This window comes from Sediminibacillus massiliensis (assembly GCF_900156915.1).
GTDB classification, from domain to species: Bacteria; Bacillota; Bacilli; order Bacillales; family Amphibacillaceae; genus Sediminibacillus_A; species Sediminibacillus_A massiliensis.
In genome coordinates this window covers 2,017,388-2,032,763 of record NZ_LT732535.1, presented here as the reverse complement: position 1 = coordinate 2,032,763, position 15,376 = coordinate 2,017,388, and the positions used below count along the sequence as shown (strand labels likewise).

General features: G+C 42.3%; 16 protein-coding genes. 14 read left to right on the top strand and 2 right to left on the bottom strand.

Annotated features, from left to right (window positions below; genetic code table 11):
- Positions 1-17 precede the first annotated feature (17 nt).
- Complete coding sequence (locus CZ434_RS11085) at positions 18-281, bottom strand: helix-turn-helix domain-containing protein (protein WP_077623202.1); 264 nt, start codon at positions 279-281, stop codon at positions 18-20.
- 506 nt (positions 282-787) lie between these two features.
- Between CZ434_RS11085 and CZ434_RS22645 the strand changes: the two genes are divergently transcribed.
- The 14 genes from CZ434_RS22645 (at position 788) to CZ434_RS11015 (ending at position 13,938) form a co-directional block, all read left to right on the top strand.
- Positions 788-2,908: a LuxR C-terminal-related transcriptional regulator gene (locus CZ434_RS22645; protein WP_281252264.1), complete on the top strand. Its 2,121-nt coding sequence runs from the start codon at positions 788-790 to the stop codon at positions 2,906-2,908.
- A 172-nt stretch (positions 2,909-3,080) separates the two neighbouring features.
- On the top strand, positions 3,081-3,329 hold the full coding sequence (locus tag CZ434_RS11075; protein WP_077623201.1) for a hypothetical protein: 249 nt from the start codon (positions 3,081-3,083) through the stop codon (positions 3,327-3,329).
- A gap of 226 nt (positions 3,330-3,555) precedes the next feature.
- Complete coding sequence (locus tag CZ434_RS11070) at positions 3,556-3,942, top strand: DUF192 domain-containing protein (RefSeq protein ID WP_245830970.1); 387 nt, start codon at positions 3,556-3,558, stop codon at positions 3,940-3,942.
- A 21-nt stretch (positions 3,943-3,963) separates the two neighbouring features.
- On the top strand, positions 3,964-4,155 hold the full coding sequence (locus CZ434_RS11065) for a Flp family type IVb pilin (protein WP_077625155.1): 192 nt from the start codon (positions 3,964-3,966) through the stop codon (positions 4,153-4,155).
- Between the two features lie 68 nt (positions 4,156-4,223).
- Positions 4,224-4,730 (top strand): A24 family peptidase, encoded by a 507-nt coding sequence (locus CZ434_RS11060; protein WP_245830969.1) that lies wholly within the window; start codon positions 4,224-4,226, stop codon positions 4,728-4,730.
- Entirely contained in the window at positions 4,727-5,101 is a 375-nt protein-coding gene (locus CZ434_RS11055) for a TadE/TadG family type IV pilus assembly protein (protein WP_077623199.1), read from the top strand. Before CZ434_RS11060 ends, CZ434_RS11055 begins: the two co-directional genes overlap by 4 nt.
- 10 nt (positions 5,102-5,111) lie before the next feature.
- Entirely contained in the window at positions 5,112-6,032 is a 921-nt protein-coding gene (locus tag CZ434_RS11050; protein ID WP_245830968.1) for a pilus assembly protein TadG-related protein, read from the top strand.
- Positions 6,033-6,043: 11 nt separating this feature from the next.
- Positions 6,044-6,961, top strand: coding sequence for a Flp pilus assembly protein CpaB (gene cpaB / locus CZ434_RS11045; protein WP_077623197.1), 918 nt, complete (start codon positions 6,044-6,046; stop codon positions 6,959-6,961).
- Positions 6,962-6,981: 20 nt separating this feature from the next.
- Positions 6,982-7,845 (top strand): CpaE/TadZ family protein, encoded by an 864-nt coding sequence (locus tag CZ434_RS11040; RefSeq protein ID WP_077623196.1) that lies wholly within the window; start codon positions 6,982-6,984, stop codon positions 7,843-7,845.
- A complete protein-coding gene (locus CZ434_RS11035; RefSeq protein WP_077623195.1) occupies positions 7,793-9,232 on the top strand; it encodes a TadA family conjugal transfer-associated ATPase in 1,440 nt (479 codons plus the stop codon). Before CZ434_RS11040 ends, CZ434_RS11035 begins: the two co-directional genes overlap by 53 nt.
- Positions 9,233-9,237: 5 nt before the next feature.
- On the top strand, positions 9,238-10,158 hold the full coding sequence (locus CZ434_RS11030; protein WP_077623194.1) for a type II secretion system F family protein: 921 nt from the start codon (positions 9,238-9,240) through the stop codon (positions 10,156-10,158).
- 2 nt (positions 10,159-10,160) lie between these two features.
- Positions 10,161-11,081, top strand: a complete 921-nt coding sequence (locus CZ434_RS11025) for a type II secretion system F family protein (protein ID WP_179107244.1) — start codon at positions 10,161-10,163, stop codon at positions 11,079-11,081.
- A gap of 182 nt (positions 11,082-11,263) precedes the next feature.
- A complete protein-coding gene (locus CZ434_RS11020) occupies positions 11,264-12,133 on the top strand; it encodes an aldose epimerase family protein (protein WP_077623193.1) in 870 nt (289 codons plus the stop codon).
- A 215-nt stretch (positions 12,134-12,348) separates the two neighbouring features.
- Complete coding sequence (locus CZ434_RS11015; RefSeq protein WP_077623192.1) at positions 12,349-13,938, top strand: ATP-binding protein; 1,590 nt, start codon at positions 12,349-12,351, stop codon at positions 13,936-13,938.
- 39 nt (positions 13,939-13,977) lie between these two features.
- Here CZ434_RS11015 and CZ434_RS11010 read toward each other — a convergent pair whose 3' ends face one another.
- A complete protein-coding gene (locus CZ434_RS11010) occupies positions 13,978-14,490 on the bottom strand; it encodes a DoxX family protein (RefSeq protein ID WP_077623191.1) in 513 nt (170 codons plus the stop codon).
- Positions 14,491-15,376 lie beyond the last annotated feature (886 nt).

The following is a 15,376-nucleotide window of genomic DNA, read 5'->3' as shown; positions in this document are numbered from 1 at the left end:
CTCCTCTTATTCACTGATTATTTTATTTGTTTACTAAGATTAGGGATATTACATTGGTTTTTGATTTCTTTCGCAACATAGTCAAAACTAATACCTAAATGGATATGAAGTTTAATGAACAATTGAAAGGATGGGAATTTCTCCCCGCGTTCAATTTGGCCTATGTACTTCTCACTAGTCCCCACGATTCGTGCCAGTTCTCCTTGTGTCATGTTATTCTCTTTTCGGTTTGATCTGATATATTCTCCTACATGGAATTTCATTTGATCTTTTTCTTCCATTTATGCACCTCCATTCTTTAAATTTACATTAATTATATAGTAGAAAATGGAAAAGAAAACACGCTAATGGTATCTTTTTGTAATTTTTTGAATTTTTTTACAAAAATATAGGGATATTTGCTGATGTGTGTCAGAATTACTTGTTTCCCTTATTTAGGTCTGTGTTCCTGTTTTATATTTGTAGAAAAATCAAAGGTGGAAATAAGCGGAAAGTCCCGGAGTTTTGACGATATAGATACGGGGAAAGGAGGCTATATTATATATTGGCAATTTTTTGTCTTCTTGTTCAATATATTGAACATGATTTCGTTTTCAGCTCAGACTTTACACCAAACCGGATTACTTCACAGCATTGACCCTTTAATAGTTAGCATTCAACATACTAGGAAATATCATCCTTGTCAGTTAACAGGACACTACATAAAACAATAGATCAGAATAAAGAGGGGGAGTAAAGAAATGAGTGAAAAGGGGACGTTAAAGCCCAAAAAGCGTGGTGAGTCAAATTGACTCAGGCCATAGAGCTTTTAGCAGACTTGCAACAAATGTATGCTTCGCAATTTGATTTGACGGTTATGTTTACAGACAGTTCCGGGGAGTTACTATTACCGGCTGAGGGAGAAAATCTATTATGCAATACCCTGCTCCAGCAGGAAAAGATAAATTTGCTGGATGAAATAAAGAGGAGTTTGAGAGAGGAATGGAAGATTTCCAAGCCAGTCGTCTATGATGTTCTGCCCGGCATCCATATAATCGTTGCGCCTGTTCCAGGAAGTGGGTCCACGTATTTTTTGTGGGCAGGGGTAATGATCGAAGAGCAAACACAGAATCTTGTCAAAGAACTGCTCCTGAAGAAAATCGAAGTACAAACCTCCTTGGAGGAGATATTCAAACAGACGCCAAGAATAACGAAGGAACGTAAAAAACAATGGATTCAGCGTACAGGGAAACTAGCTGAATTGGCGGGAATATGCCTTCAGGAAGAGGAGAAGGAGTTTGTATCCGGTCTTCCAGGCGAACTATTGCAAGAAGCGGTAGACCAAGACGGGATGAATACTTCAAGCCTCCTTTCACGCTTTTTTGCAAATAGTGAAGAGTTTGATTTTTTGGGGATAGCAGAACCACTGGATGAAGATACATACAAGGTAACAAAAATGGTGGGGAAGGGAACGGAATCATTCCTCAGCGCCACGTTTTCTCCTGGTGAAGGATTTCTCGGCCGGACACTACTTACTGGTCAGCCTGCACACTGGGATAATGTCGAAAAGGATCCACGCTCACAGTTCTTCCGTTCTTTTGACTTATATCCTATGTCATTGTTTTGTGAGCCAGTCAAACACAAGCGTGATTCCTTATCTGTTTTGTTTGGGGGAAGCATGGTCAATAAGAGGCTGTCCGGGAAAGAAAAGGCCTTAGGTAAAACACTGGCGATTCTGTTAGAAGTCAGTATGTCGGTTCAAACATTAAGACTTGAAAATAATCAACAGCTGAATCGTCTCACTTCTTTGGTGGATATATGCAAACTGATGGCTTCTACTCCTGATTTGAAAAGAATCCTGTATATCCTTGTTGACATCAGTATAAATCTCGTGGAAGGCCCTTTTTCCTTTGTCTTGTTGAAAGAAGGGGAGAAAGTAAAGCTGGTATCACGAGGCTCCGGCAAAGGGGACCTTCAACAATACGCGAAAGAGATACATGAACGGTATGAGTATTTCTCTAAACCCATCTTCTCGGAAGCACAGGCGCCCAACTTGTTTACGACAAAAGCTGGGGATGAAGTGATTGAATGCCCGCTTTTTCACGGGAAAGAACTATTGGGTATTCTATGTGTTGGCATCCGGAAGCAGTCTGCCGGCCAGCTTAAAGAACACCTTGCCTTTTTGCATACTCTTTCGATTATTGGCGGTGTTTCGCTTCAGTTAACTCGACAGGGGGATATTGGAACGCATGAAGAAAAAGTGGAAGTACTGCACCGTGCGGTCGGGCAATTTGATCCCGACATGTTTGCAGTAGCGGAACAAGTCGCTAACCTTTCCGCCGAATTTACGACCAACTTAGGTCTGAAGCCTGCCCTTGTAAAAGATATCATTCAGGCCGGTCAATTGTCGTTTTATTGTCCTGATTTTATTAGAGAACATTTTCCTGGTAGTAAAGTCCCAGAAATACTGGAGAAAGGGAAAGCTTACGGTGAAAAAGCTACTTTTCAAGAGAGTAGCGGTGAGGAAGGAGCAAGAATTTATGCCCTTATCTATACGTATGTAATGAATGAACATAATCTTCAAGCAATTAATCACTTGAAGGACTTGGATAAGGAATTGTATGAACAATTTGTCTCGTTTGTTCAGGATAAACAAATAGTCGAACAGGAATTCACTCCATCCACCAACATGAACAGCAGGGAAATTAATTCTCTGACGACTGCGGTCAAGGAGCGGGTAAAGCTGTCACCACGGGAACAAGAAGTACTAATGCTCGTAATGGAAGGACTAAATAACAAGGAAATAGCAGAAGAACTGTTTATCAGCGATCATACAGTTAAAAATCACGTCACTAAAATTTTTCAAAAACTTGGCGTTTCGGACCGCGCCAACGCCATCTCAAAAGTCTATCAGCTGGTGTATCAATAGAAAAAATGCTAGGTAAATAAGAAGGGAAGGGGATATCTATTTGCCATCATTTTTTATATAGTATACCTGTCCTCTCCGACATGGACAGGAGTTTTGAGTAAGATGAACGGTATTAATATTTGATTTAGATGTGAGCAGGAATAGTCGGAATTTGGTATGGGGAGGAAGAGGTGTGGGCAAGAAAAACTTGCAATTGGAATGTATGTTTCTATTCCAAGCGAATCCAAAGTTGAAGCTATCTGCTAACGAGATAGGTACTAAGTTAGGCAGGAACAACGAGGAAGTTCAGCAAATTCTGGAGATATTAATTCATCAAGGGATTATTGAACAATCCAAAGATGCTGACGGCGCGGTGTTCTGCTATAAGGAGCCGGCCACAATTGTTGAGTTTGGAGTAAATAATAAATTAGAGAAGTTGTGAATCAGCGAAAACCTCCCATGATGGGAGGTTTTTTTGTACTTTTATGGATAATTAGGAAGGTAGTAGGAACTACTCCTACTTTTCCTAGTCTCTATAGGAACGCATTCTTATTGATGGTACCAGCTTGATAACAGGAATGCCGGGGGATATTCTTTTCCCGCCGCCCAAGGCATAATAGGGACTGTAAGTTGCACAGCACCGAAACACAAACGAAGCCGGGAGGTGCTTGAGACTGAAACTGATCAACGACTTAACGAAGGAAGTCATCGCGGAGGATGTGAAAGAAGCTTATCGGTTCTGGCCGAGATTCAAAGGCCTGATGCTTACCAAAAGCATGCCGGACAACGCAGCCTTACACTTAGCTCCTTGCAGTTCGATTCATACGTTCTTCATGAAATACAGCATTGATATTCTATACCTTAATAAACAGAACGAAGTCGTAGGAATCGAGGAAAACTTGGAGCCAGGTAAAATTGGCAAAAGGTTTCCGAAAGTACACTCAGTGATTGAACTTCCAGCCGGAAGAGCGAAGAGCACCTCGATCACCGTCGGACACACTGTAACTATTGTTGATGCAACTAAGCAAACAGAAATACAACAAAATTTCATATAAACAAAGGGAGAGATTTACATGTTGGTAAACAAAATTAAAGGTCTATTTATTGAAGAAGAAGGACAAGGTATGACGGAATATGGGTTGATTCTTGGGTTGATTGCTGTTGGGGTAATTGGCATACTAGTAACCCTAGGCGGAGAAATTAAAGGCGTGTTTGAAAATCTAACTGGTAGAATCCCGGGCGTAGGTAGTACGAATGGAACTGATTAATAAAAAGAGGACCCTACTATTAGGGTCCTTTTATAACAAATCAAAAACCCAATGAAAGGATGGTTGCTGTGATTAACGTTTTTCTTCTTACCGTTCTACTAATCTGTGTCGTCACCGACCTGAAAAGCCGGAAAATCTATAACAAGGTGATTTATCCGTCTCTACTTTTAGCTTTCATCTTCCATTTTGCAGTAGCCGGCTGGCAGGGCCTTTCCCATGCTTTCATTGGTTTTTTGATAGGATTCGGTTTGCTGCTTATTCCATATTTTATGGGTGGAATGGGAGCGGGAGACGTAAAACTGATCGCGTTGATCGGAGCATTAAAAGGCGGAGCGTTTGTTTTTCAGTCGTTTTTATATATTGCGATCGTCGGAGCTTTAATGGCCCTTAGCATCTTATTTGTCCGGCGTGGAATGTTTAAATCTATCGTTTATTATGTTGCTAGTTTGAGAGGTGGCGTGAGACTTCCGGGTGGAATCTCCAGAGGCTCTCTAACCGCAACATACCCTTATGGAGTGGCAATAGCTGCTGGAGTGGTACTTCATATGATTACGGAAGGCTGGAATGTTCTATGATTCGTAAGGAGGACGGCCAGTCTTTGGTAGAGTTTGCCCTTGTTCTCCCGCTATTGTTGATGCTGGTAGTTGGTGTGATAGATTTCGGGAGGGTGCTTTATACTCATTTGAATCTTGAATTGATCACCCAGGAATCGGTAAGAAAGGGTGGTCTTGGCCAAGGGGACGCTGAGATACGTTCTTATGCAGCAGATCGATTTAACGGTGATGATTCCAAGTTGAATGTGGCAATTAGCCCGGCGGAAGGGAGCCGAGCTACCGGAGATTATGTAACAGTAACGATTACTTATCCAGAATCATTTATGAACATTCTGGGTGATCATGCCATTCCTTATAAAGTGGAAACAAGCTCGACCATCAGAGTAGAGTGAGGAAATGTTAATGAGAAAGCTACTATACAAATTAACAAAAAAAGAAGATGGAAACGCCCTTGTCCTCACAGCACTTGCGATGGCAGGTATGCTTGCGATGGTCGGCCTTGTCATCGACGGCGGCCATTTATACATGACGAAAAGCCATCTGCAGAAAACGGCGAATGCAACAGCGCTATCAGGTGCTCAGGAAATACCCAATACTCAAGCATCGGTCAACCAAGTGGTCAATGAGGTGCTTACAGCACACGGGGAAAAGGCAAGCCTTCTAGGTGAGCCAGAGGTTATAGACGATCAGTTAGAAATAGTTTTACAAAAAGATGTCCCAGTCTTCTTTTCTTCCATTTTTGGTGTCGAAAGTGTTCCTATCGAGGCAAAAGCCAAGGCCGGACTCAATCCTCTAGCGGAAGCAGCTGGAGCAGTCCCTCTAGGAATAGATGAATCTGTCGAGCTGAACTATGGTCAGCCATACACCTTGAAAGTAGATGCAGGAGATTCAACTTCTGGAAACTTTGGTGTACTTGCGCTCGAAGGTCCGGGTGCAAAATTATATGAAGATACCTTGATAAATGGATTTGATGAAAGTTTGAAAATAGGCGATATCGTTAATACGCAGACAGGTAATATTGCTGGAAAAACAAGTGTGGGTGTCAATACTCGAATAGCCAATTGCCCATATCCTGACGGGGAATATCAGCACCGTGACTGCTCTAGAATTATGCTGATCCTTGTCTATAAACCAACCAATCCGACAGAAAATCAAATGAAAAGCGTGGAAATCACCGGTTTTGCTTACTTTTATCTGACAGAGCCAATGGGCAAAAGTGACGACTCCATTAAAGGGATTTTTATTAGGAGAGCCGGCTCCGGTACCTCTAGCGAAAACAACCCACCCGACAAAGGTGCATACGCCATCAAATTAACAGAGTAGGTGAAAAATAGGTGAAACCGAAAAAAATATTATTGCTGGCATTGATGTCTGGACTTATTACAACCTTTATTTTTTATTTTTCCATCGACCAGCTGCGTCCTACTGCTGCCGAGGAACCAGCAATGGTCTCTGTCGTGACAGCGAGTCAGGATTTGGAGGAAAACCAGCAAATCAATGAAGAAAGCATTGCTTTGGTGGAAATGCCGGAAGAGCAGGTGCATCCACAGGCTATAAAAGATTCAGAAGCAGTGATAGGAAAATTTACTGCTACAGCGATTAAATCGGGCGAGACCATCATGACACACCGCCTTCAACAGCAAGAGGAAGCTGCCATGATATCGAAAAAAGTCCAGGAAGGCTTCCGGGCTGTTTCCATCAGCGTGGATTTTGTGAAATCTGTTTCCAACCTGATAGAGCCAGGTGACTTTGTCGATGTCGTCCTGACAGAAGAAGAAACGGCTGAAACAGAGGTCGTCCTAGAAGATGTAAAAGTACTGGCAGTTGGGCAGCGGATGGTCGAAAAGAAAGAAGGAGAAGCCCCGGTCGAATATGCAGCTGTCACGCTCGAGTTAAAACCGAAAGATTCGGTCGAAGTAATTGAAGCGAGCAGTAAAGGCATCCTTCACTTGGTTCTTCACAGTAAACTACTGCCTGCAACAGAAGCAGACGAATCCGAAGAAACGGAAGAAGGGGAGGAAGTCCTGACAACCACGGATGCCAACATCATCGTGACACCTACCCACTCTTTGATTCGAACCGAACCTGATTTAGCTGCAAATATCGTCACAGTAGTGGATAAAGGAACGTCTTTACATTACTTGGAGGAAAAAGAAAAAGACGAAGATGACAGACTTTGGCTGCGGGTTGAAACACCGGATAAAAAACAAGGCTGGATCAGCAGCCGCATCGTAAAGCAAGAAAATGAATGACGTAAGGAGAGAGATTAACAGTGGATGATAAAGCGAAAATGATTGTTATTTGTAGTGCTGCCGGGGGAGCTGGACGAACAACTCTAACTGTTAATCTCGCAGCGCTCCTGGCCGAACGGAAGTTGAAAACGGTAGTAGTGGACGGAGATTTACAGTTCGGTGACCTGGCACTTGCCTTAGATCTTAAGCCGAAGCTGACTCTCAAAGAATTGGCCGAAAGAAACGAAACGGAATATGTCAGAGATTACTATGCTAGACACGAATCAGGTGTTCAGCTATTGGCTGCCCCTGTTCGCCCTGAATATGCGGAGCTGGTGACTATAGGCCTCTTGGATGCTATTACCGATTCTATTAAACAAAGTTCAGATGTACTGTTGGTAGATACGCAACATGGCTTGAATGAGCAAAACCTTTCCTTAATGGAAAAAGCTGACGAAATCTTGGTCGTTTCGACGCCAGGAATGGCGGCATTGAAAAACACCAAATTGATGCTTGAGACACTCGAAATGTTAGGGCTGAAAGACAAAGCCAGCCTGATTGTAAATAAAGCAACTGCCTCTTCTGTTATAAAGGCAAGTGAAATTCCGGAACTTACCCAAATAGAACAGGCTTACTTTTTACCGGAGGATTCCAAAAACGTGCCAAACTCACTGGATGTAGGAAAACCGTTAGTAATCAGCCAGCCGAAACTCGACTTTTCAAAAGAGATTTCCAAAATCGGTGAATATCTATTTCCATTTGAACCTCCTGCTTCCAACAAGATGGCTGCCGGAGGTTTCCTTAAAAAAGTCGGCATTAAAGCCAAAGGGTTAAAAATAAGAGGTGAACGAGATGAGTTTACTAGCCAGATTGCAGTCGAAAAACCAGCCGGAAAATACAGTTGAACAACCTATAGTAAAAGAGCAGCCAAATACAGATAAGGCTCTTGAAGCAAAAATCGAACAAAAAACAGAAAAAATCACTGCCATCCCGCCGAAGAAAACGGCAGCTCCTAAAAAGAAGGAAGCTCCTCAAGTTTCGGACGAGTACAATGAGTTAAAAACCCTTACTTTTAAACACATTATCAAGGAGCGGCAAAGCGAGGATGTCGAAGCGATCGTCGCTGATCTCGATACCATTATCGAGGAAATCCTAAAAGAAAATGAACACCTTGATGGTGCGGGTAACTTGGACAAGCTGAAGGCAGAGCTTACCAATGATTTGACCGGCTATGGACCGATCAACCCTTTGCTTTTGGATGAAAATGTTTCTGAAGTAATGGTCAACGGACCGAAACACGTCTACGCCGAACGCGGTGGGAAATTGGAATTGACCGATGTAACCTTCCGTGACAACGACCATGTCATGGCTGTGTTGGAAAAAATCGTTGCACCGCTCGGCAGACGAATCGATGAAAGCAGCCCGATGGTGGATGCTCGTCTCCAGGACGGTTCCCGTGTAAACGCGATTATACCTCCGCTTGCCTTAAACGGGCCGACTATCACAATCCGGAAATTTTCCAAGGATCCATTTACAATTCATGACCTTATCCGGTTCGGAACGTTGACAGAGGAAATGGCCGAATTTATCAAGGCGTGTGTCGAAGCGAAACTGAACATGTTTGTCAGCGGTGGTACGGGATCAGGGAAAACAACAACACTTAACGTATTGTCTTCTTTCATCTCCAATAAAGACCGGATCGTTACCATCGAGGATGCTGCTGAGCTCCAACTCGGACAGGACCACGTCGTCTCTTTGGAAACACGGCCGCCAAACATCGAAGGAAAGGGAGCCATCTCAATTCGAGATTTGGTAAGAAACTCGCTGCGTATGCGCCCGGATCGAATCGTAATCGGAGAGGTTCGAAGCGGCGAAGCTTTGGATATGCTCCAGGCAATGAACACTGGTCATGACGGTTCTTTGGCAACAGGACATGCCAACAGTCCGCGTGATATGATCTCCCGTCTGGAGACAATGGTTCTGATGGCTGGTATGGAACTACCGGTAAAAGCAATCCGTGAACAAATCGCCGGCGCTTTGGACGTGATTATCCAGCAGTCCCGCTTGAAAGACGGAACACGCCGAATCACCAACATTACCGAGGTACAAGGTCTGGAAGGGGATATCATCGTGCTTCAGGATATTTTCACTTTCAAGCAATCCGGTGTCGACGATAATGGAAAAATCATCGGTAAATTGGTCCCAACCGGTATCCGTCCGCAGTTTTACGAACGCATGGAACATGAAGGGATTCACCTTCCTGCATCTATTTTTACCGAAAAGGAGGAGTAAGCTGAATGACAGGAATATTGCTGGCCGCTGTCTTTGTCTCGGTTTTTTTATTGCTTTTATATATCAGTACACTTGGTCAGTCTAAGTCTGAAAACAGAGAACCGGTTACGTTGAAAGGGCTGCTGAAAAAAGCCAACGACCAGCTGAAGGTGCTGTTAGTACGAAAGAAAAAGTCGGGCAAGAAAAAAGACAGCCTGGAGCAGTCCCTTAATGCTGCAGGCGTGCCGATGAAAGCTGAAGAATTCGTTGTTTTTCAAGGATTCGCAGTGATTATCGGTGGCGGGCTTTTATATCTTTTATCCAATCAGTTTGTCTTGTTCCTGTTCGGCACAATGCTCGGATTCCTTACACCAAAATTATGGCTGAAGAAAAAACAGCAAAAACGGATCAAGCAGTTCAATGAAGGACTTCCTGGTATGATTACATCGATCAACGGTTCGCTAAGGGCTGGTTTCAGTTTGCTCCAGTCCTTGCAAATGATAGCAGAAGAAGCTTATTCCCCGATCAAAGAAGAAGTTCAATATGTGTTGAAGACGATGCAGTACGGCACAAGCCTGGAAGATGCATTGGTAGACTGGAAGCGCAGAATGCCGAGTGAGGATTTGGATTTGCTTGTAGAAGCAGTGTTGATCCAGCGGCAGGTCGGCGGGAACCTTGCTTATTTGTTGGACAAAATCCTGGAGACCACCAGAGAGCGTACGCGTATCGAAAATCAAATCAAGACGTTGACCGCCCAAGGCAGATTATCCGGTATCGTCATCAGTCTTTTGCCTGTCGGACTTGGAGCAATGATCTATTTTATTAACCCGGAATACATCACCGTTCTTTTTGTGAATCCGATTGGGAAAATGATGCTCGCCGTCGCACTCGTCGGTGGAATCATCGGCTTTATCTTTATCCGTAAAATTACGACAATCGAGGTGTAGACATGCTTCTGTTAAGTCTCAGTTTCTTTCTCACGATCAGTTTACTTTTTTATGCGATCATGGCTGTCCCGGCGGCAAAAAAAGCGCATATCCAAAAGAGAATCCAAACGTATTTTACCGCTGAACCATCAGCTGCCATACCGGAAGAAGAAGGGGATAACCGTTCTTTCATGGAGCGGATGGTAAAGCCGGCTTGGAAAAAGGTGAAGAAAAATTATCAAAAGAAATTAAATAAAGAAAAAGCCGATAAGCTGGAGATAAGGCTGTTACAGGCAGGTCAGCCGTTCGGATACAGCCCGGTCGAATTCAAAATCCTCCAAGTTGGCCTAATGGTGGGACTGCCACTAATTTTCGCTGGACTTGCATTTTTGTCCCACAGCTCCTTGATGATAGGAATGTTAATGGTTTTGGGAGCGCTAGGAGCCGCCATCATGTTTCCAAAGTCATTCTTGAAAATGAGAGCACAAAAAAGAATGAACGCTGCTCTTAAGGAACTTCCCGATACACTTGATTTGCTCACGATCAGCTTGGAAGCAGGACTAGGATTCGACGCTGCTTTGAGCAAAGTTACTTCCAAGAAAAATGGCGTTCTTTCCGACGAATTCAAGGTTTGCCTGGAGGAGATCCGGTTGGGGAAAACACGAAAAGAAGCACTTAGTGCCATCAATCTCCGACTGCCATTAGAAGAAATAAAGGCTTTGACTTACAGCATCATCCAGGCAGAGAAACTGGGAATCGGCATGGTGACTGTCTTAAAAGTACAGACAGAGGACATCCGTGAACAACGGAAGCAGCGGGCAGAAGAAAAAGCGATGAAAGCCCCGATCAAGATGCTCTTCCCGTTGGTCATGTTCATTTTTCCGACATTGTTTATCGTTTTGCTGGGTCCGGCAGTACTGCAGTTTTTGGATGCGATGAAATAGAAGAATCTCTCTGCTCTTTCTTCAATAAAGCGTTTCTCTCATCACAAAGAAAAGGCTTGCTTATTATTTGGAAGAATTTGTTTGTAAACTTAGCGTAAATTAGCCCTTTACCTTAGCTCCCGAATTATGTAGGATAAAGGAGAAGTTCTTTTTTCTACATATTTAATATAGAGGAGCCTGTTATGTATAAAATTGAAACGTATGAAGAACAGTCGTTTACGATGTATCGTTTGAGTAATGAGGAGGCTGATTCATGGATTACGATTTGTCCGGAGCGCGGCGGAATTATTACTGGGTTTGGTGTTGATGGCGAGGAGCAGCTCTATTTAAACAAAGAGACGCTTTACGATCGATCCAAAAATATCAGAGGCGGCATCCCGATTTTATTTCCGATTTCAGGTCAATTGGAACAGGGTAAATATGAATGGGAAGGGAAAACCTATGAGATGCCAAATCATGGTCTTGCCCGAATTCATCCATGGGAAGTTATTCATACAGATGCACAAGAAGACGGGGCTTCCGTAACAATCAGGTTTGCAAGCAGCATTGGCACGAAAGAATCTTTCCCATTTGATTTTGAGGTTTTGTTTACATATAAGCTTACAGGAAACCAATTGACTATCGAACAAAACTATCAGAATCTCTCCAATGAAGCAATGCCAATTTATTCTGGTTTTCATCCGTATTTCAAATCAGAAACAAAAAAAGTTACGTTAAAGACCGATGCCACCAAGTATTTTGATTACAACGATGATACAGTAAAAGAATTTACAGGCTCTATCGATTTGGAAGGTTTGAAAGAATCGGTAGTACTGCTTGATGCAGAAGAAAGAAGTATGACTTTCCAATCGGGCTCGCCTACCCAGATCGAGCTGGAAGCCGGATCCGAATTCGCCTATACGGTTCTTTGGACAGAACAAGGAAAAGAGTTTATCTGTATCGAACCATGGATGGCGAAAACCGACGAATTGAACAAGAAGGAAGAACTGCAGTTGATACCACCTCAAGATACAATGCAGACTTTTGTTTCATTGAGGGTAGTACGCGATTAATGAGTTTTTCGGAAATTATATATTTTCTATTTTTACGATAAGCACCTTTATGAGGTGCTCTTTTTTTATGGAGAAGCAAATTATTTATAGCCGGGATGTACGCCGTGAATTCCATCGCCTCGTAGAGGTTGTTACAACTTTATACCTATAAGTCCTTGTCTTAATCAATACTTATCCTTTATAATTTCTTAGACTATCATCTAGGAGGAAGTCGTTTGGAAGATTTTGCTTCATACATTAAAGAGTCTAAAGCAATATGCCGAGATCTTTATCAAATGGATCCAGGTGAAATACCTTATTTAAGGGTAGGACTCACGCGAGAACAATTGAGTAACAAAAAGCACAAATTCGCGAAAGTGTTAACCATCTCTAAGCATTTCATGCAAAAGCTGATTCATTTTATGGAGGGGACTCCTGTTTTAGTTGTAACTACCGATAATGACGGATATGTTTTGGATGTTTACGGTGATCCGGAGATAAAAGAAATGATAGACTCGCTCGGTATTACAATCGGAGTCAAGTTCGATGAAAGAGATGTCGGCACCAATTCCGTTTCAATGGCCCTTAAATCAAAGCAGCCGTTTGCGGTTGTTGGCAGCGACCATTTTCATCATTTTTTATCAAGTGTTGCTTGTTATTCAGCTCCTTTCTCTTATAGTGTCGGGGGAAATTTGGCAGGTACAGTTTCCGTGATGACCCTTATTGATTATGCAAGTCAGTTCTACGTTGGGTTGTTATCGTCAGCCGTAGATTCAATCGAGAGAGAAATCCATCTTCAGGAACAGAACCATCAATTACACTTGTTAAATGATGTACTGGTTGATTCGACACCTCTAGGAATCATCAGGACAGATGTTTGCGGTAATATTGTCGAAAGCAACAGTAGTGCAGAGGAAATTACAGGTGTAGATAAAAATGAGATGGTGAAACTTGGTTTGGAACGGATGCCGTTAATCGGAAATTATATTCGAGAAGTTCTGAAAAAAGGGGAAAAAATTGAAAATATGGAGTTGTTTTGTAAAGAAGTGACGAAAAACATTCTCCTTGATGTGTTTCCGTTATTTGATGGTCCGGGTAATATGGTAGGGGCGTTCGCCCAGTTCAGAGATATGACAAATTTTCATGAACTTCAGCAGCAGGTCATCGAGGCTGAAAAGCTGTCTGCAATCGGTAAACTTGGAACAGGGCTCGCGCATGAAATCAGAAACCCGCTTACTTCCATCATTGGTTTGACGGAGTTACTTAAACAAAACAACCATCAAAACAAATATTTAGAGATCATCACTAGTGAGTTAGAGAGAATGAAAGGTCTTCTAAATCAATTCGTTTCGTTGGGAAAGCCAACCAAAATCGAGTTGGAAAATTGCAATTTGGATGAATTGATCGAAGACACCGTCGAGTTAATGAAAAGCAATGCCAAGCTACAAAATGTGGAAATCGAATACCGATCCTTCAGTACCGACATGAACATATATATCGACCAGCCCAAAATTAAACAAGTCTTGATCAACTTTATCAAAAATGGGTTCGAAGCAATGCCGGATGGCGGCAAGGTTACCGTCAAACTGGAGCATGACCCGGACAAAAAGGAAGTGCACATTGCCATTAGAGACAGAGGCAAAGGGATGACTGAGCAAGAAGTAAATAGTTTGGGTACGCCTTTTTTTACGACAAAAGAAAGCGGGCTTGGACTCGGCCTTCCCATATGTTTCGACATTGTAAAATCTCACCACGGCCACATTAAAATTGACTCGCAAAAAGACAACGGGACTATTGTTCATTTATATCTTCCCCAATATCAATAAAAAGAACCGACTCTAACTGATAGAGCCGGTTCTTTTTATTTATGCTGCTGCAACCTCTTTATGTTTTCGGATTTGTTTAGGTGTGTGTGCTTTCAAGAATGGAATCACCCATCTGTCCAAACCGAACTTTCCTGCATTGTACCCTGCCACCAACAAGAAGATTGTCAATAGTACCATTTGTGCATTGGTGCTTACAGTGCCACTGAATAAGAAGGCGAAGTTCATCGTTATTCCCATAAGTGCTGCAAAGTTAGTGAAAATACCAAGAATAAGTGCGATACCTACCAAGAATTCTCCCCACATTACTAAGAATGTGAATAGCCCGGCATTCGGGATAGCAACAGCTTCCAGGAAAGCTGCCCACCAGCCTTGTACTGCTGGGTGATCTCCGGCTGCACCGGCAACAGCTCCTTGGAGGAACCCTCCTGCATCAAACTCACCACCGGTTATTTTGCCAAAACCAGCCGTCATCCATTGATATCCGATATAAACGCGGATAAATGCTAATACACCGGCTACTACCTTGTTCTTTCTCAACAATTCTACAAACATGGTTTCCATCTCCTTTGATTTTCATTTAACCTTGTTCAATGTTTCACATGTTGTTTTAAAGGATCCTTTGTCTTACTACACTTATATCTTATCACGTCTTTTCTTGAAATGAAGGACTTTGTTCAATGATTCACAAATTAGAAACAAAGTTATGGCTAAGTTGTGAAGGGCTAATAATGCAAGAGATATATATAAGGTTGTTTCTATATTAATTAATAATCCTTTCTTTATTTAAGGGAGTTCAATGTAAGATGTCTGGTTAAACTGTTTATGACAATGATAGAGTGAACGATGAATTTCCTGTCTAATATAAACTTTAAGTTGCTCATAAACAGTATGGCTTGATTCTGCTGCATAGGACATATATTAAGGAAAAAGTTGAATAGAAATCGTCGGGTTTCCTGTATTCTGATATGAGCACTTACTATCTTTATAGAATGAACAGAGAATGGAAATAATTTCATTCCTTAAAAGTCTTGTCATCGAAATTCAACCATGGTATATTATAAATCCCTCGCGAAAACAGAGGGAAAACAAAAAACGACAATAACTTCTTTTGAAAAAAGTTATTGACTTTCATTTTGATAATATGATATATTAATTGAGTCGCCAAAAACGGCGCTTAAACAAATGAAAAAAGTTGTTGACGGAGATTGAGCGAAATGTTATGATAGTTAGGTCGCCTTTCGGACGATAACAACGAAATTTGATCTTTGAAAACTGAACAAAACAATCATTATGTCAAGCAAGAAATGCTAGTCAAGTTTTCGAGCAAGCAAGCTCACATTTTATGGAGAGTTTGATCTTGGCTCAGGACGAACGCTGGCGGCGTGCCTAATACATGCAAGTCGAGCGCGGGAAGCAAGCAATCACCCTTCGGGGTGTG